At 68.3% G+C, this 19,145-nt stretch carries 16 protein-coding genes; 3 read left to right on the forward strand and 13 right to left on the reverse strand.

The window, feature by feature from the left end; genetic code table 11:
- Window positions 1–7 precede the first annotated feature (7 nt).
- Complete coding sequence (locus ABD188_RS03230; protein ID WP_344058470.1) at window positions 8–358, forward strand: SHOCT domain-containing protein; 351 nt, start codon at window positions 8–10, stop codon at window positions 356–358.
- A 56-nt stretch (window positions 359–414) separates the two neighbouring features.
- Here ABD188_RS03230 and ABD188_RS03235 read toward each other — a convergent pair whose 3' ends face one another.
- The 11 genes from ABD188_RS03235 to ABD188_RS03285 all read right to left on the reverse strand — a co-directional run bounded on the left by ABD188_RS03235 (window position 415) and on the right by ABD188_RS03285 (window position 12,612).
- A complete protein-coding gene (locus ABD188_RS03235; RefSeq protein WP_344058472.1) occupies window positions 415–951 on the reverse strand; it encodes a hypothetical protein in 537 nt (178 codons plus the stop codon).
- Window positions 952–1,010: 59 nt separating this feature from the next.
- The gene (locus ABD188_RS03240; protein ID WP_344058473.1) at window positions 1,011–3,374 is read right to left on the reverse strand and encodes an arylsulfatase; all 2,364 of its coding nucleotides are present in this window, start codon (window positions 3,372–3,374) and stop codon (window positions 1,011–1,013) included.
- An 83-nt stretch (window positions 3,375–3,457) separates the two neighbouring features.
- A complete protein-coding gene (locus tag ABD188_RS03245; RefSeq protein WP_344058474.1) occupies window positions 3,458–4,198 on the reverse strand; it encodes a potassium channel family protein in 741 nt (246 codons plus the stop codon).
- Window positions 4,195–5,280 (reverse strand): AI-2E family transporter, encoded by a 1,086-nt coding sequence (locus ABD188_RS03250; RefSeq protein WP_344058475.1) that lies wholly within the window; start codon window positions 5,278–5,280, stop codon window positions 4,195–4,197. Before ABD188_RS03250 ends, ABD188_RS03245 begins: the two co-directional genes overlap by 4 nt.
- 113 nt (window positions 5,281–5,393) lie before the next feature.
- Window positions 5,394–6,977, reverse strand: a complete 1,584-nt coding sequence (locus tag ABD188_RS03255) for an MFS transporter (RefSeq protein WP_344058477.1) — start codon at window positions 6,975–6,977, stop codon at window positions 5,394–5,396.
- Window positions 6,978–7,030: 53 nt separating this feature from the next.
- Complete coding sequence (locus ABD188_RS03260; protein ID WP_344058479.1) at window positions 7,031–7,525, reverse strand: heat shock protein transcriptional repressor HspR; 495 nt, start codon at window positions 7,523–7,525, stop codon at window positions 7,031–7,033.
- Window positions 7,525–8,517, reverse strand: a complete 993-nt coding sequence (locus tag ABD188_RS03265) for a DnaJ C-terminal domain-containing protein (protein ID WP_344058481.1) — start codon at window positions 8,515–8,517, stop codon at window positions 7,525–7,527. The genes ABD188_RS03260 and ABD188_RS03265 overlap by 1 nt, the downstream gene beginning before the upstream one ends.
- 8 nt (window positions 8,518–8,525) lie before the next feature.
- Complete coding sequence (locus tag ABD188_RS03270; RefSeq protein ID WP_344058483.1) at window positions 8,526–9,167, reverse strand: nucleotide exchange factor GrpE; 642 nt, start codon at window positions 9,165–9,167, stop codon at window positions 8,526–8,528.
- Window positions 9,168–9,169: 2 nt separating this feature from the next.
- Window positions 9,170–11,059, reverse strand: a complete 1,890-nt coding sequence (gene dnaK / locus ABD188_RS03275) for a molecular chaperone DnaK (RefSeq protein ID WP_344058485.1) — start codon at window positions 11,057–11,059, stop codon at window positions 9,170–9,172.
- A 177-nt stretch (window positions 11,060–11,236) separates the two neighbouring features.
- Window positions 11,237–11,875 (reverse strand): hypothetical protein, encoded by a 639-nt coding sequence (locus tag ABD188_RS03280; protein ID WP_344058487.1) that lies wholly within the window; start codon window positions 11,873–11,875, stop codon window positions 11,237–11,239.
- Between the two features lie 56 nt (window positions 11,876–11,931).
- The gene (locus ABD188_RS03285; protein ID WP_344058489.1) at window positions 11,932–12,612 is read right to left on the reverse strand and encodes a GntR family transcriptional regulator; all 681 of its coding nucleotides are present in this window, start codon (window positions 12,610–12,612) and stop codon (window positions 11,932–11,934) included.
- A 133-nt stretch (window positions 12,613–12,745) separates the two neighbouring features.
- Between ABD188_RS03285 and ABD188_RS03290 the strand changes: the two genes are divergently transcribed.
- Both ABD188_RS03290 and ABD188_RS03295 read left to right on the forward strand, forming a co-directional pair.
- Window positions 12,746–14,476 carry an L-lactate permease gene (locus ABD188_RS03290; protein WP_344058491.1) on the forward strand — a complete coding sequence of 577 codons (1,731 nt, stop codon included), beginning with the start codon at window positions 12,746–12,748 and terminating at the stop codon, window positions 14,474–14,476.
- A 68-nt stretch (window positions 14,477–14,544) separates the two neighbouring features.
- Window positions 14,545–17,361: an FAD-binding and (Fe-S)-binding domain-containing protein gene (locus ABD188_RS03295; protein ID WP_344066838.1), complete on the forward strand. Its 2,817-nt coding sequence runs from the start codon at window positions 14,545–14,547 to the stop codon at window positions 17,359–17,361.
- Window positions 17,362–17,401: 40 nt separating this feature from the next.
- Here ABD188_RS03295 and ABD188_RS03300 read toward each other — a convergent pair whose 3' ends face one another.
- Together ABD188_RS03300 and ABD188_RS03305 are read right to left on the reverse strand one after the other, a co-directional pair.
- Complete coding sequence (locus ABD188_RS03300) at window positions 17,402–18,607, reverse strand: cation:proton antiporter (protein ID WP_344058493.1); 1,206 nt, start codon at window positions 18,605–18,607, stop codon at window positions 17,402–17,404.
- A gap of 8 nt (window positions 18,608–18,615) precedes the next feature.
- Window positions 18,616–19,104, reverse strand: coding sequence for a cation:proton antiporter regulatory subunit (locus ABD188_RS03305; RefSeq protein WP_344058495.1), 489 nt, complete (start codon window positions 19,102–19,104; stop codon window positions 18,616–18,618).
- Window positions 19,105–19,145 lie beyond the last annotated feature (41 nt).

Raw genomic sequence — 19,145 nt, forward strand, 5'->3', positions numbered from 1 at the left:
GCACATCATGATGAGAAGAAGAGGACGCGGGCTTGTCGGCATGGCCGCCCGCACGGCCGTGATCGCGGGCACCGCGACCGCCGTATCCGGTGCCGTCGCCGGCCACCAGCAGAACAGAGCCAACGAGGCAGCCGAGGCGCAGGCCTATGAGGCGCAGCAGAACCAGGCGGCTCTGGATGCCGCCGCGGCACAGGCCGTCGCCAACGCCCAGGCCGCTGCGCCGCCGCCGGCTCCGGCCGCGCCGGCGGGGGGTGGCACCGACCTCATGTCGCAGCTCAACCAGTTGGGCGCCCTGCACGCGCAAGGCATCCTGTCCGACGACGAGTTCGCGGCCGCCAAGGCCAAGCTGCTCAGCTGAGTCGAGTCACCGAAGGGGGCTCGGACCGGGCAACCGGGCGGGCCCTCTTTCGTTTCTCAGTGCGCCACGCCCCCGCTTTTGAGCAGGATCATCAGGATGCCGAACCCGGCCGTCCCCAGCGCTCCGAGCACGCGAATGTACCAGCGCGCACCTCGGCGCGCGAACGCGATGTAGCCGAGCACCGCGAGCACGGCGACGCAGATCCAGAGCGCGATCCAGGCCGCCGTGTCATCGGGGACGATCTTCGCCACTCCGAGCAGGAGGATGCTCGACGGGATGAGGGCCGCGACGAGCAGTCCCCATGATCGGCGCACCGCGGCTCTGAACGACTCGCGGATGCCGATGATCCGGCCGTCCTCGAATCCGTGGTGCGCCACCGTGCCGGCATACACGTGCGCGGCCCAGAAGATGAGAACCGTGCCGACGACCTGGAGGAACACCACCCATGCCGTCGCACCCAGGGAACCGCTCGCGACGATCATGCCCGCCACGAGGATGACGCCGTACACGCCCTCGTCGGTCGCGAAGTGCCGCCGCACGATGTGCAGAGGCCCGACCTTGTCGTCGTGTGGGGCGCGGTGCCCGTCGCTCATCGACACTCCTCCGGCGGCTCGGACGGCTGACACGCCGAGCCTATAGCCCGTCGACGGCGCTACTGCCGCGCCATCGCCACCCGCAGTCGCTCGTCCGGGTCGATGAAGTGGTCGTGATCGTCATCGCCGAGATCGATCTGAACCCAGTGGATCTTGCCGCGGAACCGACTCGTCTGCGGCGTGTAGTCGCTGCTGACGGCGGTGCCGGACTCGTATCCGATATCGGTGGTCTCGTCGGCGGAGAAGATCATCGCCTGTGTCGCCCCGACGCGACCCGTGCCGACCGAGTCGCCGTCGTAGTAGATCGTCACGTCGCCCCCCTTGGCGAGGCCGCCGCCGTCGTAGGCGAACTCCACGCGCACCTGGTGCGTGCCGGCGGGGATGACGGAATCGGCCGCGGTGGCGAACTCCTGAATGCCGAGCACGTTGTAGACGAACTTGGCCTTGCCTTCGGCCACATAGACGCTCCAGCCGCCGAACCGCCCGCCCTGCGCGATGATCACGCCCTCCGCGCCGCCCTCGGGCACCTCGATCTCGGCGGTCACCGAGAACGACTTGTTCTTGATGCTCACCACGCTGTTCTCGGAGAGGCGACCCATGCCCGCGAAGAACAGCTGGCTGTTGCCGCGAATCAGCGTCGGCCTGCCCGCGAGATCGGGATTGAGCCTCTCGCCGGTTCGATCGTCGATCGGCAGGACGTTGTACTTCACGGCCTCGATCAGCCAGAGCCGTTGGAGATGATGCAGCCGGTCAGGGTCTTCGGAGGCGAGATCGCGAGCCTGGCTGTAGTCGCTGCTGCCGTCGTAGAGCTCCCACACGTCGTCATCCAGCGCACCCGTGGCCGCCATCAGCAGCCACGGGGTGCGGTGCTTCGTGACGGCGCTCCAGCCCTTGTGGTAGATGCCGCGGTTGCCGAACATCTCGAAGTACTGCAGATCGTGGCGCTCGGCAGCATCCGCGGCAGCGAAGGCGTAGAGCATGCTCTTGCCCTCGATCGGTGACTGCTGCACGCCGTTGACCATGGTGGGCTCCGGCAGGCCCGCAGCCTCGAGGATGGTCGGCGCCACGTCGATCACGTGCGTGAACTGCGATCGCAGGCCGCCCTTGTCGGCGATGCCCGCGGGCCAATGCACGATCGTTCCGTTGCGGGTGCCGCCCCAGTGCGAGGCGACCTGCTTGGTCCACTGGAAGGGTGTGTCCATGGCCCACGCCCAGCCGACGGAGAAGTGGTTGTACGACGACGGCGAGCCGAACTCGTCGATCTTCGACACCATGAACTCCGGCGTCTCGAGTGCGGCCATGCCGTTGAAGTTCGCCATTTCGTTGAAGGCGCCGTTCATCGTTCCCTCTGCCGATGCGCCGTTGTCACCGATGATGTAGTAGATGATCGTGTCGTCGAGCACGCCGAGGTCGTCGATGGCGTCGATCACCCGCCCGACGTGGAAGTCCGTGTGCTCGAGGAAGGCCGCGTAGACCTCCATCTGGCGCTCGAGCACGGGCTTGAGCTCGGCGGGCATGTCATCCCACGCGGGGATCTCGGCGTGGCGCGGCGTGAGCTCGGCATCGGCGGGGACGACGCCCAGCGCTTTCTGGCGGGCGAAGGTCTTCTCGCGCTGCACGTCCCAGCCATCGGCGAACCTGCCCTTGTACTTGTCGATCCAGTCCTTGGGCACGTGGTGCGGCGCGTGGGTGGCGCCCGGGGCGAAGTACACGAAGAACGGCTTGTCGGGCATGAGCGCCTTCTGGGTGCGGATCCAGCTCACCGCGTGGTCGGCCAGGTCCTCGGTCAGGTGGTAGCCCTCTTCCGGCGTCGCCGGCGGCTCGACGGGCGTCGTGCCGTCGTACAGCGCCGGATCCCACTGGTTGTTCTCGCCGCCGATGAAGCCGTAGAACTTCTCGAACCCGCCCCCGCCTGACGGCCACCCGTCGAACGGTCCCATCGGCGACGACTGCCAGACCGGCACCTCGTGGCACTTGCCGAACTGCGCGGTCGAATAGCCGTTCAGCTTCAGCGTCATCGCGAGCGGCGCCTTGGTGTTCGGCTTCAGAGAGCTGTTGCCCGGTGCGGATGTCGCCGTCTCGGTGATGCTGCCCATCCCGACCGAGTGGTGGTTGCGACCCGTCAGCATGGCCGCCCGCGTCGGGGCGCACAGCGCCGTGGTGTGGAATCGGTTGAACTTCAGTCCTCCGGCAGCGAGCTTCTCTGCGTAGGGCGTCGCACAGGGTCCTCCGAATGCGCTCGACGCACCGAATCCCACGTCATCGAGGAGCACGATGAGCACATTGGGCGCACCCTCGGGGGGAAGCAGCGGCTCGATCGGCGGAAAGTGCGTCTCGGGGTCCTTCGCGTCGAACGTCGTGAGCCCCGGGACCGGCAGGTCGGGGATCGGAAGCATCGTGCGTGCGTGGCGGTCAGGAGACATGGTGATCCTCTCGGCGAGTCCGTCGCCTGTACGCTAACGCCACCCCGGGTCCGCAACCTCACCCTCGGGGGGTGAGGTTGCGCTCACTTCGCCGGTGGCTCGCCGAGCTTCGCGGTGAGCTCTGCGAGGCTGCGCGCGACGTTCCGCACCTGGCCTCGCGTCGCCGGCTCGTCGTCGTCGCTCGAGCGGGCTGCGGCCTTCTCGAGCACCCATGAGGCGAACGTGGCCGTCACCACGCCGACCACCGCGACGCCGCCCGCCATCAGCCCGACGGCGACGGTCCTGCCCCCAGGGGTGACCGGGTAGTAGTCGCCGTAGCCGACGGTCGTGATCGTCACGAACGCCCACCACACGGCATCCCCGAAGGTCTCGATGTTCGCACCGGGCGCGCCGCGCTCGGCGTCGAGCACCGCGAGCGCCGCCACCCAGATCAGGATGAGCGCGGCTCCCGCGCCGTAGACGGAGATGCGGCTTCGCAGCGCGGTTCCCTGGGAGGTTCGCTTCGAGGAGATCCTGGTGAACGCCTGCAGCAACCGCAGCGGCTTGAGGGGCGGCAGTACGACGACGAGCAGATCGAAGATGTGGTGCCGGAACCAACGGCCACGGGGTGACGACAGCCAGAGCCGGACCAGGTAGTCGATGATGAAGACGATCCACGTCGCGAAGATGAGTCCGCGCGCGATGCTCTCGGCCGTGCCCTGCAGATCGGCGATCACCTGCCACGAGTAGGCGACGATGAACACCAACGACGCCACGAGCAGCGGCCAGTAGGTCAGCTGGAACCACCGTTCCTCGGTCATTCCGCTGCTCCGGCCGGTGGTCATGGCACCGCTCCCCCCGGCCTCGCGGCCGCCGTGTCGCCGGAGAGCCAGCGCAGCCAGCGCTTGTCGGGATCGCCCTCCAGCACGAGCGCTCGCACCAGCAGCGTGAGCGGGATCGACAGGATGGCGCCCAGCGGCCCGATGATGAAGGTCCAGAAGATGACCGAGAAGAAGCTCAGCGTGAGACTGAGGTTCACTGCGTCGCTCACGAACTTCGGCTGGACGAGCACCTGCAGCGTCACGTTCACGACGCAGTAGACCGCGATGACGGCGAGCATGAGCGGCCAGCCGCCGACGACCAGAGCCAGCAGCGCCGGCGGGATGAGGCCGATCACGAAGCCGATGTTCGGGATGAAGTTCGTCACGAACGCGAGGATCGCCCAGACCGCAGGTGCGGGCACGCCGAGCGCCCATAGCGCAAGGCCGTCGATGATCGCCACGACCGCACCGAAGCTCGCGTTGACGACGTAGTAGCGGCGAACCCCCGAGTTGAAGAGGACGAACCGCCGCACCAACGGCTTCACACCTGCGCCGAACGCCCGCTCAGCGTGTGTGTAGCGGGCACCGTCGGCCGCCATGAAGATCACGTACGCCAGGACGAAGAAGAAGGCCGTGAGCACGCTCAGCACCGTGCCGCCGAGCGATGCCGCGAAGCTGAGGATGTTCGAGGGATCGAGAACGGATGCCGCGGCACCCGCTCCCTCTTGATCGAGCCCGAAGGACTGGAGCCAGGTGATGATCGACTGCGCGGTCGTCTGGAGTTGATCGCTGAAGTCGCCGACGAGGCGCGCGAACTGGATGCCGGCGAAAGTCAGCAGGAGGGCCAGGAACGCGAGGATGAGGTATGCCACGACGATGACGGCGGTCGTCGCGGCCCATGGCGGCCAACCGCGGCGCTCGAGCGGATGTCGGACCGGATGGCAGATGATGACCATGACCGCGCCGAGAACCAGCGGCCCGACGAGGTCACGGGCGAACGAAAGACCCGCGAGGGCGATCACAGCGGCGGCGAGCCCGATGAGAACCCGCAGTGTCGGAGACATCGCCGGAGCTGCAGGGGGTGCCGGAGCGTGGGACTGTCTCACGGCGCCAGGCTATCCGCGGCCCCGCGCACACCCGCGAGGGCGCGCCCGGACAGTCCCACGACTGTGGGCCGTCACTCGCCGTCGCGTTCGGCGAGCCGCTCATCACAGCCCGTTCAGCCGCCGATGACCGACTCGGCATTGCCCGATGGCTCAGGGTCGGGCAGCCGCCGCATCCGGAACGCATTGCCGATGCCCGCGAGGCCGGCGAGGATCGGGATGAAGAGCGCCACCTGCAAGGCGATCGGACGGGCCTGCTCGTTGATGGCGATCACCTCGTCCTGCACATCCTGCGGCTCGCCGGCGAGCATGTCGTTGAGCTGGGTGGTCGACATCAGCTGCGCGTCGTCTTCCAGCGTCGCGGAGATCTGCGCCTTGTCGTCGGACGGCAGCACGGTGCTGGCGTCCACCATCGCGGTGAACGTGAACGCGAGCGTGGCGAGCATGATCGCACCTGCGAACGCGAGGCCGAACGACAGGCCGAACGATCCGGCAGCCGAGTTGACTCCCGCCGCCTCACTCACCCGCTCGTTCGAGATCGGCGCAAGCGTGTAGTTGTTGAGCTGCGAGACCAGCAGCCCGAGTCCGGCGCCTGCGATGATGAGCGGGATCGTGAGCCACCAGCCCGAGGTCGCGAGCGGCACGATCGGCACGATGATCCCCAACCCCACGACCAGCAGGATGAAGCCCAGCAGGATGAGGTTGGCCGGCCGCCCCTTCGCTCTTCGTCCGGCGAGGATCGCCACGACGAACATGCTGAGCGAGAGCGGCGCGATCGAGAGACCGGCCTCGAGCGCGTTGTACTCCAGCACCATCTGCAGGTAGAGCGGCAGCACGATCATCGTGCCGCCGAGCGCGATCTGCTGCAGCAGCTGTCCGCTCACGCCCGACTGGAAGGGCTTCGAGCGGAACAGAGCGGGATCGATCAGCGTCGCCTTCTGTCGCTTCTTGCGGCTGACGATCCACCATGCGAAGCCGAGCATCGCGATGACGCCCAGGCCGATCAGCAGCGCGACGTACTCACCGCCCTCCTGCCAGACCAGGATGCCGAGCACGATGCCGCCCATGCCGACCACCGAGAGCGCGGCGCCTCCCCAGTCGACGATCCGCGATCCGGTGTAGTTCGCGTCCTTGACGAGTCCGATTCCCGAGAGCACCACCGCGATCACCACCGCTTCGAGGGCGAACCCGACGCGCCACGTCCAGACGGTCGTGATGAATCCGCCGAGAAGTGGTCCCACCGCGGCGGCGATGGCGGCAGAGGCGCCGACGAGGGCGTACACGCGCTTCTGCTGCGCGCCCTCGAAGTTGCCGTGGATGAGCGACTGCATGGCAGGCAGCAGGAGTGACGCCCCGATACCGCCGATGACGGCCCAGAAGATGACGACCGCCATGAGGTCCTGCGCGAACACCATCGCGACAGCTCCGACTGCGTACCCGAGAAGTCCGAGCACGTAAGCGCGCTTACGCCCGATGAGATCGCCGGTCTTGCCGCCGATCAGAATGAAGGCGGCCGAGACCAGCGCCTCGAGGGCGATGGCACCCTGCACACCGCTGGCGGTGGTGCCGAGGTCGTGGACGACCGCGGAGATCGACACATTCATGAGGGATGTGTCGAACACGAGGACGAACATCGCCATGGCGAGGAGGATCGCGAGCCGGGTGTTGAGCTTCCCCGTCGTGGGCGAGGTTTCTGTCATGCGCTCACTGAACCACACCGCCCACCGCGAGGGATAGATGCCGCTCGATCGCGTCAGGGTGCGCCGACGTCCTCGTCGGACTCCCCTGGCGTCGTGTCGGGGCCCGCCGGCGCGTCGAGCGGCCGCCGCGGCCGCCAGACCACGAGCTCGGTCGCACGGCGCGTGCGCGTGCCATGGCGCAGCGTGACGACGGCACCCGTCGAACCGGCCGCGAACACCCGCGCACCCGGGCGGCGCTCGAGCTCGGTCCGCATGCGCTCCTCGAGTTCGTGCACCCGGACGTGCAGTTCGCGCACCCGCTCCTCGAGGTCGAGGATGCGCGCGATGGCCGGAAGGCCGATGCCCTCCCCCGACATCCGAGCCACCTGCCGCAGCTGCTCGACGTGGTGCAGCGAGTACCGGCGCGAGCCGCCCTGGGTGCGCGCGGGCACGACGAGGCCGAGGCGGTCGTACTGACGCAGGGTCTGCGGATGCATGCCCGACAGTTCCGCGGCGACGGCGATCGCGAGGATGGGTGCGTCCTCGTCGAGTTCGCGGTGCTCAACCATCAGCCGCGCGCCTTCGCCATGAGGTCGGCTCGCGGATTCTCCTTCGGCTCGAGGCGGTGGTAGCGCTCGAGCGCTTCGCGGGCTTCGTCGTCGAGGTGCGACGGCACCGCGACCTGGACTTCCGCGAGGAGGTCTCCGGTTCCCTTCGTGGTCTGCACTCCTCGGCCCTTGACGCGCAGCACGCGGCCCGATGGCGTCCCGGGGGCGACGCGCAGCTTGACGGGGTCTCCACCGAGCGTGGGCACCTCGATGGTTGCGCCGAGCGCCGCCTCGGTGAAGGTGACGGGGACGGTCACGCGCAGGTTCAGCCCCTCTCGCGTGAAGACCGGATGCGGCCTGACGGTCACCTGTACCACGACGTCGCCGTGCTCTCCGCCGTCCGGCGAGGGACGGCCGCGGCCGCGCAGCCGGATCTTCTGGTTGTCGGACACCCCTGCCGGGATCTTGACCTTGAACGGCTTGCCGTCCTCGCCCTGCAGGGTGATCGTCTCGCCCTTGGTAGCGGTGATGAAGTCGATCGTGGTGCGCGCGGTCACGTCGGAGCCGCGGGTCGGGCCGCCGTAGCCGCGGAAGCCGCCGCTCGGCTGACCGAACCTCCCCGAGCCGAACCGTCCACCCTGCTGCTGGTTGAACATCGAGAAGATGTCGTCGAAGTCTTCTGCGGTCTGCGCTCGTCCGCCGCGGCCCTGGCTGAACATCGAGAAGACGTCCTCGAAGCCGCCCGCGCCCTCGCCGCCCGCGGTGAAGCGGGCACCCGAGCCCATCGCCCTGATCTGGTCGTACTCCTTGCGCTGCTCGGCGTCGGAGAGCACCGAGTACGCCTCGCTGATCTCCTTGAACTTCGACTCCGCTGCGGTGTCGCCCTGATTGGAGTCCGGGTGGTACTTGCGCGCGAGCTTGCGGTAGGTCTTCTTCAGGTCGGCGTCACTGACGTCTTTGGCGACGCCGAGGACCTGATAGAAGTCCTTGTCGAACCAGTCCTGGCTGGCCATGTGCCTCCTCAGGCCCCTGAGCTCGTCGACGGGTCTGCCGGCACGGCGACGACGACCTTCGCAGGACGCAGTTCGACGGAACCCAGGCGGTAGCCGGTCTCGACGACCTCGAGCACCGTCGGCTGGGTGACTCCCGGGGTGGGAGCCTGGAAGATCGCCTCGTGCTGCTGCGGGTCGAAGACCTCACCGGCGGCGCCGTAGGTCGACAGGCCCATCCGCTCCGCGACGCCGCGGACCTTGTCCGCGATCGCCGAGAACGGCGTGCCTTCTTCGAGGTCGCCATGCTTCTCGGCGCGGTCGAGGTCGTCGAGCACCGGAAGCAGCCCCTTCGCGACTGCCCCCTGCGCGCGCTCGATCTCGAGCTCGCGCTGCTCCTCGGTGCGGCGCCGGTAGTTGGCGTACTCCGCCTGCAGGCGCTTGAGGTCGTTCAGCAGCTGCGACTCGAGGTCTGCCAGTACCGCGTCCTCGGCGGCGGCATCCGCGTTCTGAGCCGCGCCCAGGATGTGGTCGACGGTCAGCTCTTCCGGCGCGTCCGGGCCGGAGGCGCCGGCGGGCTGCGCCGGCGCCTCCGCACCCTCGGCTGCGGGGAGATCTTCGCCGCGCCCCGGATCCTGCGGACCCTCAGGCTCTTCGAAGCCCTTCTTCGCCATGGCTACCTCGACTCCCCTGAGCCGGCCGACGGCTTCTCGTCTTCGTCGTCGACGACCTCGGCGTCGATGACATCCTCTTCGGGGTTCGGGACATTGCCGGCACCCGGCTCGTTCGCCGCGGGGTCAGGGTTCTCGCCCGCCGCCTGGGAGGACTGGTAGATGGCTTCGCCCAGCTGCGACTGGCTCTGGTTGAGCTTGTCGTACGCGGTCTTCACCGCGTCGTCGTCCTCGCCTGCGAGCGCAGCCTTGAGCGCGTCCACATCCGCCTGAACGGAGTCCTTCACCTCGGTGGGCAGCTTGTCGGCGTTGTCCCTGATCAGCTTGTCGATCGAGTAGGCGAGGGTCTCGGCCTGGTTGCGGGTCTCGGCGGACTCGCGACGCTTCTTGTCGTCGGCTGCGTTCTCTTCGGCCTCGCGCACCATGCGCTCGATGTCTTCCTTCGCCAGCGACGAGCCGCCCGTGATCGTCATCGACTGCTCCTTGCCGGTGCCCTTGTCCTTTGCGGACACGTGCACGATGCCGTTGGCGTCGATGTCGAAGGTGACCTCGACCTGCGGGATGCCGCGGGGGGCCGGGGCGATGCCGGTGAGCTCGAAGGTTCCGAGCGGCTTGTTGTCGCGGGTGAAGTCGCGCTCGCCCTGGAACACCTGGATCGCGACCGACGGCTGGTTGTCGTCGGCGGTCGTGAAGGTCTCGCTGCGCTTGGTCGGGATGGCGGTGTTGCGCTCGATGAGCTTCGTCATGATGCCGCCCTTGGTCTCGATGCCGAGGCTCAGGGGGGTCACGTCGATGAGCAGGACGTCCTTGCGCTCGCCCTTCAGCACACCGGCCTGCAGAGCAGCGCCGACGGCGACGACCTCATCGGGGTTGACGCCCTTGTTCGCCTCTTTGCCGGCCTCCTGCTTGACGAGCTCGGCGACGGCGGGCATGCGGGTGGATCCACCCACGAGCACGACGTGGTCGATGTCGCCGACCTTGATGCCGGCCTCGCGGATGACGTCCTCGAACGGCTTCTTGGTGCGGTCGAGGAGGTCCTTGGTGAGGTCCTCGAACTTGGCGCGGGTGATCGTCTCGGACAGCGACACCGGACCGCTGTCGGTCAGCGACAGGTACGGCAGGTTGACGCTGGTGCTCGTCGACGAGGAGAGCTCCTTCTTCGCCTGCTCTGCGGCCTCTTTGAGCCGCTGCAGCGCGATCTTGTCGCCTGAGACGTCGACGCCGGTGGTGTCCTTGAACTGCTTGATGAAGTAGTCGACGAGGCGCTGGTCCCAGTCGTCGCCGCCGAGGCGGTTGTCGCCGGCGGTGGAGCGCACCTGGATCGTCGAGAAGTCGTCGTCCTTGCCCACCTCGAGCAGCGAGACGTCGAAGGTTCCGCCGCCGAGGTCGAAGACGAGGATGAGCTCGTCCTCCTTGCCCTTGTCGAGGCCGTACGCCAGCGCCGCCGCGGTCGGCTCGTTGATGATGCGCAGGACGTTGAGGCCCGCGATCTCGCCGGCCTCCTTGGTGGCCTGGCGCTCGGCGTCGTTGAAGTACGCGGGCACGGTGATGACGGCATCCGCCACGGCGTCACCCAGGTACTGCTCCGCGTCACGCTTGAGCTTCTGCAGGATGCGGGCCGAGATCTCCTGAGGAGTCCACTTCTTGCCGTCGACCTGGAAGCCCCAGTCGGTGCCCATGTGGCGCTTGACGCTCGAGACGGTGCGGTCGACGTTGGTGACGGCCTGGCGCTTGGCGGTCTCGCCGACGAGCACCTCTCCGTCCTTGGTGAACGCGACGACCGACGGTGTCGTGCGGAAGCCCTCGGCATTCGCGATCACCTTGGGCTCGCCGCCCTCGAGGACGCTGACGACCGAGTTGGTCGTACCGAGGTCGATTCCAACAGCACGTGCCATGTGTATCTCTCCTTGTTGTGGGCTGAGCGGACAGCGCAGCCCGTGGTTTCGTGGAAAATCCGTGGTGCGACCCGACCGTTTCGAACGGGTTGAGCCGTGGTGACTCAAGGCTATCCACCCACATCAGACCTGTCAAATAGAGTTGAGCCACATGGACTCAACTTTCAGCAACCGGGATCACGCAGCGTGGGCGAGTATCTGCAGGCCGACGACGGCGAACCCGAGGGCGACGAGCAGGCCCAGTGCCAACAGCTGCTTCCACCACTCCAGGCGGGACCGGCGCACGGCGAACCAGCCGATCAGCCCGAGGGTCGCGATGTACACGATCGACGAGGCACGCAGCGCCGTGGGCAGCTGCATGACCCCGACCCACGCCAGCACCAGGAGGATGCCGGGGACCGTGACCGTGCTCAGTGCACCACCGGCGATCCGCAGCATGATCGCGAGGTCCTGCCTGCGGGGGAACTCCCGATGCACCGCGAGGTGCGAGATGACCTCCGAGACGAACCCCGCCGCGGTGATGCCCAACACGCCGAGCAGCAGCGCGAACAGCGCGTGCTCCGGATCGGAATGGTCGTTCGCGTTCACCACCAGCACGATCGCGAGTCCGGTGAACGTGGCGTAGACGCGCTCCTTGAAGTACATGACGAACGCGTCGTCGCCGCCCTCGAATTCGGCGATCCGCTCGAGCGACCGCTCGGAGCGGCCACGCCTGCGCCCTCTGGCCAGAGGTCGGGATGCCGGCTGCTCGGGCTGCGCGGATGCTTCGCCTGCGGCATCCGCACCGGCCGCTCCGGTGACGTCATCCGCGGACATGCCCGCGAGCCTATCGTGCCGGAAGAACGCCGCCTCAGGTCGAGGTCGCGACGGCGTCAGATGTCGATCGGGGCAGCCGCCTCCGGGCCCGGCTGACCGCCGAGGCGCTCGACCAGGCGCTCCCGCGCGCGGCCGAGGTGGACCGCGAGCAGTTCTGCTGCCGCCTCGCCCTGCCCGAGCTCGATGAGTTCGAGCAGGCGATCGTGCTCGGCAGCGATCGTGCTCGTCGGCAGGAGCGAGGCGCCCTGCACCTGCGACATGCAGAACACGACCTCCGATGCGAGGGACTCGTAGACCCAACTGGTCCGCTCACTGTCGAGTGCGTCCACGAGACTCCGATGGAATCGCATGTCGGGATCGACGATCTCGCGCGGCGAGGCGCCGGCGAGGGCGGCGATCTCGGCATTGGCAGCGCGGGCGGCTGCGGGCACGAGGCGGTCGGCGGCGAGGCGCCGAAGAACCTCTGCCTCGATGATCGAGCGTGCGCGGTAGATGTCGCGAACGTCCTCGAGCGTCAGTCGCATGACACGGGCGGTCTTGTGGGCGCTCCGCTCGAGGAGCCGTTCGCGCACGAGATTCTCGATCGCGGCCTTCGCCGTGGGGCGAGCGACGTCGTAGAAGTCGGCGATCTCGACCTCCGCCAGAGGCGTGTCGGGTTCGAGTTCTCCCGCCAGCACGCGCCGACGAAGGTCGGCTGTGACGGCGTCGATGATCGAGACGGCGGCAACCCTCGGCATCCGGACCTCCTGTGTGCATGCGCCCGCGAGCACCTTCTGCATCCAATATTAGCCGCCATTGTCTACCGTGAGCACTTGACAGACTTGTCTACTTGTCTGACAATAGGAGGACTAGAATGACTCGGATGCGACGATGACGCGCATGATGGCGCGGCTCGAAGGAGAGTTCCCCGTGTTCCAACAGATCCTCGACCCCGTGTTCGGGTCGCTGTTCTTCTCCGCGCTCGTCGCGGTCATCCCCCTCGTGACGCTGTTCATCCTCCTCGGGGTGTTCCGCGTCAAAGCCTGGAAGGCCTCGCTCGTGGGGCTCACGCTGTCGATCCTGCTCGCGATCGTCGTGTGGCAGATGCCTGCGGTTCAGACCGCGAGCGCGACGGTCGAGGGTGCGCTGTACGGCATCATCCCGATCCTCTGGATCCTCGTGAACGCGCTGTGGGTGTACCGGCTCACCGTGGTCACAGGCTGGTTCGAAGTGCTCGGCGAGCGGATCCGGGCGATCAGCGACGACCAGCGGATCCTTGCGATCCTCGTCGCATTCTGCTTCGGCGCGCTGCTCGAATCGCTGGCCGGCTTCGGGGCGCCCGTCGCGATCTCGATCGCCATGCTCATGGCCGCCGGCATGAAGCCCGTCAAGGCGGCCGTCGTGTCGCTCCTGGCGAACACCGCACCCGTCGCCTTCGGCGCCATGGCCGCGCCCATCATCGCCCTCTCCGGGGTCACCGGAATCGACATCCACCTGCTCTCGCAGATGGCGGGGCGCCAGACCCCGTTCCTCGCGGCGTTCGTGCCGCTCATCCTCGTGTTCATCGTCGACGGCCGGCGCGGCATCCGTCAGACCTGGCCCATCGCGGTCGTCGCGGGGCTCTCGTTCGCGATCGCGCAGTTCGTGACGTCCAACTTCATCGCCGTAGAGATCACGGATGTCGTCGCCTCGGTCGTCACGGTGATCGCGGTGCTGCTCATGCTCCGCGTGTGGAAGCCTGCACACACGATCGCCTTCGACCGCGCCGAGGGCTCCGAGACGGCGGGCGGCGGTCCCCGAACGGGAACCGCGACCTCGGCGACGCTCGTGCAGGTCGGCGAGGCCGTGAAGGTCGACCAGTCGCTCTACACGAAGGCCCGGCTGACCTGGAACGCCGTCATGCCCTACGTCGTCATCATCATCGTCTTCTCGATCTCGCAGATCCCCGTCGTCAAGCTCTGGATCGCCGAGACGACGACGATCCACTTCCCGTGGCCGGAGCTGTCGATCACGGATGCCGCGGGCAACCCGGTCGGCACGGAGTACAAGCTCAACCTCCTCGGCACCGGCGGTACGCTGCTGCTCATCTCGGGCATCATCGTCGCGCTCGCCTACCGCGTGTCGTTCCGCCGCGCGGTCGCCGCGTACGCCGCCACTCTCCACCAGCTGCGGTTCACGATCGTCACGGTCACGGCGGTCCTCGCCCTCGCGTACGTCATGAACCTGTCCGGTCAGACGCAGAGCCTGGGCGCGGCGCTGGCGGCCACAGGCGCCTTCTTCATCGTGCTCTCGCCTGCGATCGGGTGGCTCGGCGTGGCCATCACCGGCTCCGACACGTCATCGAACGCGCTGTTCGGACTGCTGCAGGCGACGACCGCGGAGCAGGTCGGCATCAGCCCGATCCTGGCGGCAGCCGCGAACTCGTCGGCAGGCGTGCTCGGCAAGATGCTGTCGCCTCAGAACCTCGCCGTCGCGGCAGCCGCGGCATCCATGGCGGGCAAGGAGGGCGACCTGTTCCGAAAGCTCGTCTGGTGGAGCCTGGGGCTGCTCGTCGTGTTCACCGGCTTGGTCTATCTGCAATCGACTCCCCTGCTCGGGTGGATGGTTCCGGTCGCGCCGTGACCGCGGAACCGAACGCCGGGACCACCGACGCCGACCGCACGCGGGCCGGCACGATCCCGGCCGGCCATGTGCGAGCCGAAGTCGCCGAGGCGGTGGCCGAGGCATCCCGGATCAAGACCAGGGCGATCGATCGCGTCGCGTACGCGAGCGACGCCTCGCACTTCCTCCTCACGCCGAACGCCGTCATCGTCGCCGAGAGCGCCGAAGAGGTGGCCGCCATCCTGCGCGCGGCCTCGGCGAGCGGATCGCATGTGACGTTCCGGTCCGGCGGCACGAGCCTGTCTGGACAGTCGTCCGGCGACGACATCCTCATCGACACGCGACAGGCGTTCCGCCGGATCGACGTGCTCGATGGCGGTGCCCGCGTACGGGTCCAGCCGGGCGCCACGGTTCGGCAGGTGAACATGCGACTGCTGCGGCACGGCTACCGGCTCGGCCCCGATCCCGCGAGCGAGGCCGCCTGCACGATCGGTGGCGTCGTGGCGAACAACTCGAGCGGCATGGCGTGCGGCATCGTCGAGAACACGTATCGCACACTCGAGTCGATGGTCTTCGTGCTGCCGTCGGGGACGATCGTCGACAGCGCAGGACCCGCAGCAGACGCCCACCTCAAGGAGCACGAGCCTGAGCTGTTCGAGGGACTCCTCCGCCTCGGGCGGCGCGTGCGCGAGAACACGGAGTCGGTCGCGATCGTCGAGCGCCAGTTCGCAATGAAGAACACGATGGGCTACGGCGTCAACGCCTTCCTCGACTTCGAGTCGCCGGTCCAGCTGCTCGTGCACCTCATCATCGGGAGCGAGGGAACGCTGGCGTTCGTCGCCGAAGCGACCTATCGCACCGTGCCGCTCATGCGCGAGATCACGACGGCGCTCGCCGTGTTCCCGACCCTCGACCAGGCGACCCGTGCGCTCCCCGAGCTCGTGGCGACGGGCGCCACGACGCTCGAGCTCATGGACGCGACCAGCCTGCTCGTCGGCCAATCGTTCGCCGACGCCCCGCCGCAGATCCTCGGCTTCGATGTCACGAGCGAGGCGGCGCTCCTGATCGAATACCAGGCCGCGGACCCCGAACGGCTCGCCGGCCTCGCAGCCCGCGCCGCCAAGACGCTCTCGGAGCTGCCGCTGCGCAGCCCCGCCGCCCTGTCGACGGATACGAAGGACCGCGCACTCGCGTGGAAGCTCCGCAAGGGCCTCTACACGTCCGTCGCGGGTGCGCGACCACCCGGTACGACGGCCCTCCTCGAAGACATCGTCGTGCCGGTGCCGACTCTCGCGCAGACCTGCGAAGCGCTGCAGGGGCTGTTCGACCGCTACGCGTATCGGGACAGTGTCATCTTCGGCCATGCCAAGGACGGCAACATCCACTTCATGCTCACCGACCGCTTCGAAGGAGACGAGGCGATGGCACGGTTCGCCGGGTTCACGGAGCGCATGGTGGATGTCGTGCTCGAAGCCGGAGGCAACCTCAAGGCAGAGCACGGCACGGGTCGCGTGATGGCGCCGTTCGTCCGCCGCCAGTACGGCGACGAGCTGTACGCGGTGATGCGTGAGCTCAAGCGGCTGTGCGATCCCACCGGCATCCTCAACCCCGGCGTCATCATCGAAGACGATCCCACCGCTTACCTGCGGGACTTCAAACACGCCGAGCCCATCGAGATCGAGGCCGACCGCTGCGTCGAGTGCGGATACTGCGAGCCCGTGTGCCCGTCGAAGGACCTCACCCTCACGCCCCGGCAGCGCATCGTCGTGCGCCGTGCGATGGCGAGGGCAGACGCTTCCGGCGACCACGCCCTCGCGAAGGAGCTCGACCGCGACTACGACTATTCCGGCATCGACACCTGCGCCGTCGACGGGATGTGCGTGACCGCGTGCCCGGTGCTCATCAACACCGGGCAGCTCGTCAAGCGCCTGCGCCGAGAGGATGCGAACCCCGTGCTCGCCGCCGGATGGAAGGCGGCCGCGAGGGCGTGGGGGCCCGTGACGCGTGCCGGTTCGGTCGCCCTGTCGGTCGCAGACACGGTGCCCGTGGGTCTCGTGAAGGCCGCCACGACGGTCGGTCGCGGCGCACTGGGCGCCGACACCGTGCCCGAGTACGCGGCGGATCTTCCGGGCGGAGGGCAGGCACGCCGATCGCGGGCGGGGAGTCTCGGCTCAGGCACCGGCGACGCGGTCGCGGTCTACCTTCCCGCGTGCGTCAACAGCATGTTCGGTCCGGCGGGTGACGGCGTCGGCGCGACCGAGGCGTTCGTACGGCTCATCGAGCGCGCCGGCGTCCGGGTGGTGGTGCCCGAGGGGATCGAGGCGATGTGCTGCAGCACGCCCTGGACGTCGAAGGGGTTCACGGGTGGTCGCGACGTGATGGCGGAACGAGTGGTGAGGGCGGTGCGCAAGGCATCGCGCGACGGCCGGCTGCCGATCGTGAGCGACGCCGCGAGCTGCACGGAAGGCTTCGCGCACATCTTCGAGGATGCGGCGCTGGGGTGGCGGACCGAGGATGCGGTCGCGTTCGTCGCCCGTGAGGTGCTGCCGACGCTGGGCCCGATCACTCCGGTTGTGGGATCGCTGGTGCTGCACCCGACCTGCTCGTCGACGCAGATGGGGCTCGATCCCGCGCTGCGCGTGGTCGCGGATGCCGTCGCGGGCTCCGTCTCGGTGCCGGACGCGTGGGGATGCTGCGGTTTCGCGGGGGACCGCGGGATGCTCCACCCCGAACTCACGGCATCGGCGACGGCGGCGGAGGCGGCAGAGGTCCGAGCCCTCGGAGCCGATGCGCACGCGTCGTGCAATCGGACGTGCGAGCTCGGCATGACCCGTGCCACCGGCAGCGAGTACCGGCACGTCCTCGAGCTGCTCGAGGAGGCGACCAGGCCGGACGACGCGGGATGACGACCTTCCCGAGGGCGAATCCGCCGAGTCACGTCCCTCCTCAGGACGGCGACTTCGCCGCCTGGCGGGCACGGCGGTCCGCCTGACGGCGCTTGGTCCAGCGCGTGAATCCCTTCGTCTCGGGGATACGGGCGAGGATCGGGCCGGCCACGATCGTCATCAGGACGTACGCAGTCGCCAGCGCCGCCAGTGAGCGGTCGACGCCCGATCCGACGGCCAGCCCGGCGATCACGATGGAGAACTCGCCGCGCGGGGTCAGCACGAACCCGGCGCGCCACCGGCCGGCTTCACCGATGCCCGCGCGTCGCGCGGCGATGTAGCCCGTCAGCACCTTCGTGCCCATCGTGACGACGGCGAGGATCACGGCGGGGATGAGCACGGGGACGAGATCGCGTGGATCTGTCGACAGCCCGAAGAACAGGAAGAAGACCGACGCGAAGAGGTCGCGCAACGGCGTGAGCACCCGCGTGGCGTGCTCGGCGACCGGCCCCGAGATCGCGATTCCCACGAGGAAGGCGCCGACGGCCGCCGATACCTGCGCCTGTGCTGCCAGGCCGGCGACGAGCAGCGTCAGCCCGAGCACTGACAGCAGGAGCACCTCGGCGTTCTTTGACCACACCAGCTTCGACACCATCGCACCGTGGCGCAGGGCGAAGTACAGGATGACGAGCACCGAGGCGAGTGCGAGTGCGACGCTGACGACTCCGGCTCCCAGATCCGCACCGATCAGCAGGGCAGTCAGAAGCGGCAGGTAGAACGCCATGGCGAGGTCTTCGATGACGAGCACCGACAGCACGACGGGCGTCTCGCGGTTCGTGAGGCGGCCGAGATCCTGCAGGACTTTCGCGACCACCCCGGACGACGAGACCCACGTGACACCCGCGAGCGCGACCGCCCCGACCGGACCCCAGCCGAGCAGGAAGCCGATGATCGCCCCGGGCGCGGCGTTGAGCAGCATGTCGACGACGCCTGCGAATCGCGACGTCTTGAGTGTGCCGACGAGCTCGACCGCGTTGTATTCGAGGCCCAGCATCACCAGGAGCAGGATGACGCCGATCTCCGCGCCGATCTCGATGAAGTCGTCGCCGGCCGAGATCGGGAAGAATCCGCCTTCGCCGAACGCGAGACCGCCGAGCAGGATGAGGGGAATGGGCGAGATGCCGATGCGTGCGGCGAGCCGTCCGAGCAGGCCGATGCCGAGGAGGAGCGCGCCGATCTCGATGAGGACGAGCGCGTCTTGGTCCATAGGACGACTCAGCCGCCCGCGATGATGCGGACGAGCTTGTCCAATCCCTCGCGAGTGCCCACCGCGACGAGTGCGTCGCCGCTGCTCAGGCGGTCGGCCGGCACGGGTGCCGGGATGACGCCGACATCACGGATGATCGCGACGACGGAGCAGCGCGTCAGCGTTCGAGCTCTGGTGTCACCAAGAGTCCGACCCACGTAGGGTGAGTCCGCTCTCACCGGGATCTGCTCCATGTGGAGCCCGGCGACCTGCTCGCGCAGCCCGGCGAGCTGAGTCAGCAGGAGCGTGCCACCCAGCACTTCCGAGAGGGCGGTGGCCTCGTCATCCGTCAGTTCGATCGTCTCGTCTGCGCGATCGGGATCGTCCTCGTCGCTGAGCGCGAGCTCGCGCCCCCCGTCTCGGAAGCTGACGACCGACAGGCGTCGGCCGTCGACGGTGAGGATGTCGTGGCGCACGCCGATTCCCGGCAGCTCGACACGTTCGACGTGGACTGGCATGCGACCATCATGCACCGCCCGCGCGGTCGGCTTCGAACCTC

The sequence above is a fragment of the Microbacterium pumilum genome, from assembly GCF_039530225.1.
GTDB classification, from domain to species: domain Bacteria; phylum Actinomycetota; class Actinomycetes; order Actinomycetales; family Microbacteriaceae; genus Microbacterium; species Microbacterium pumilum.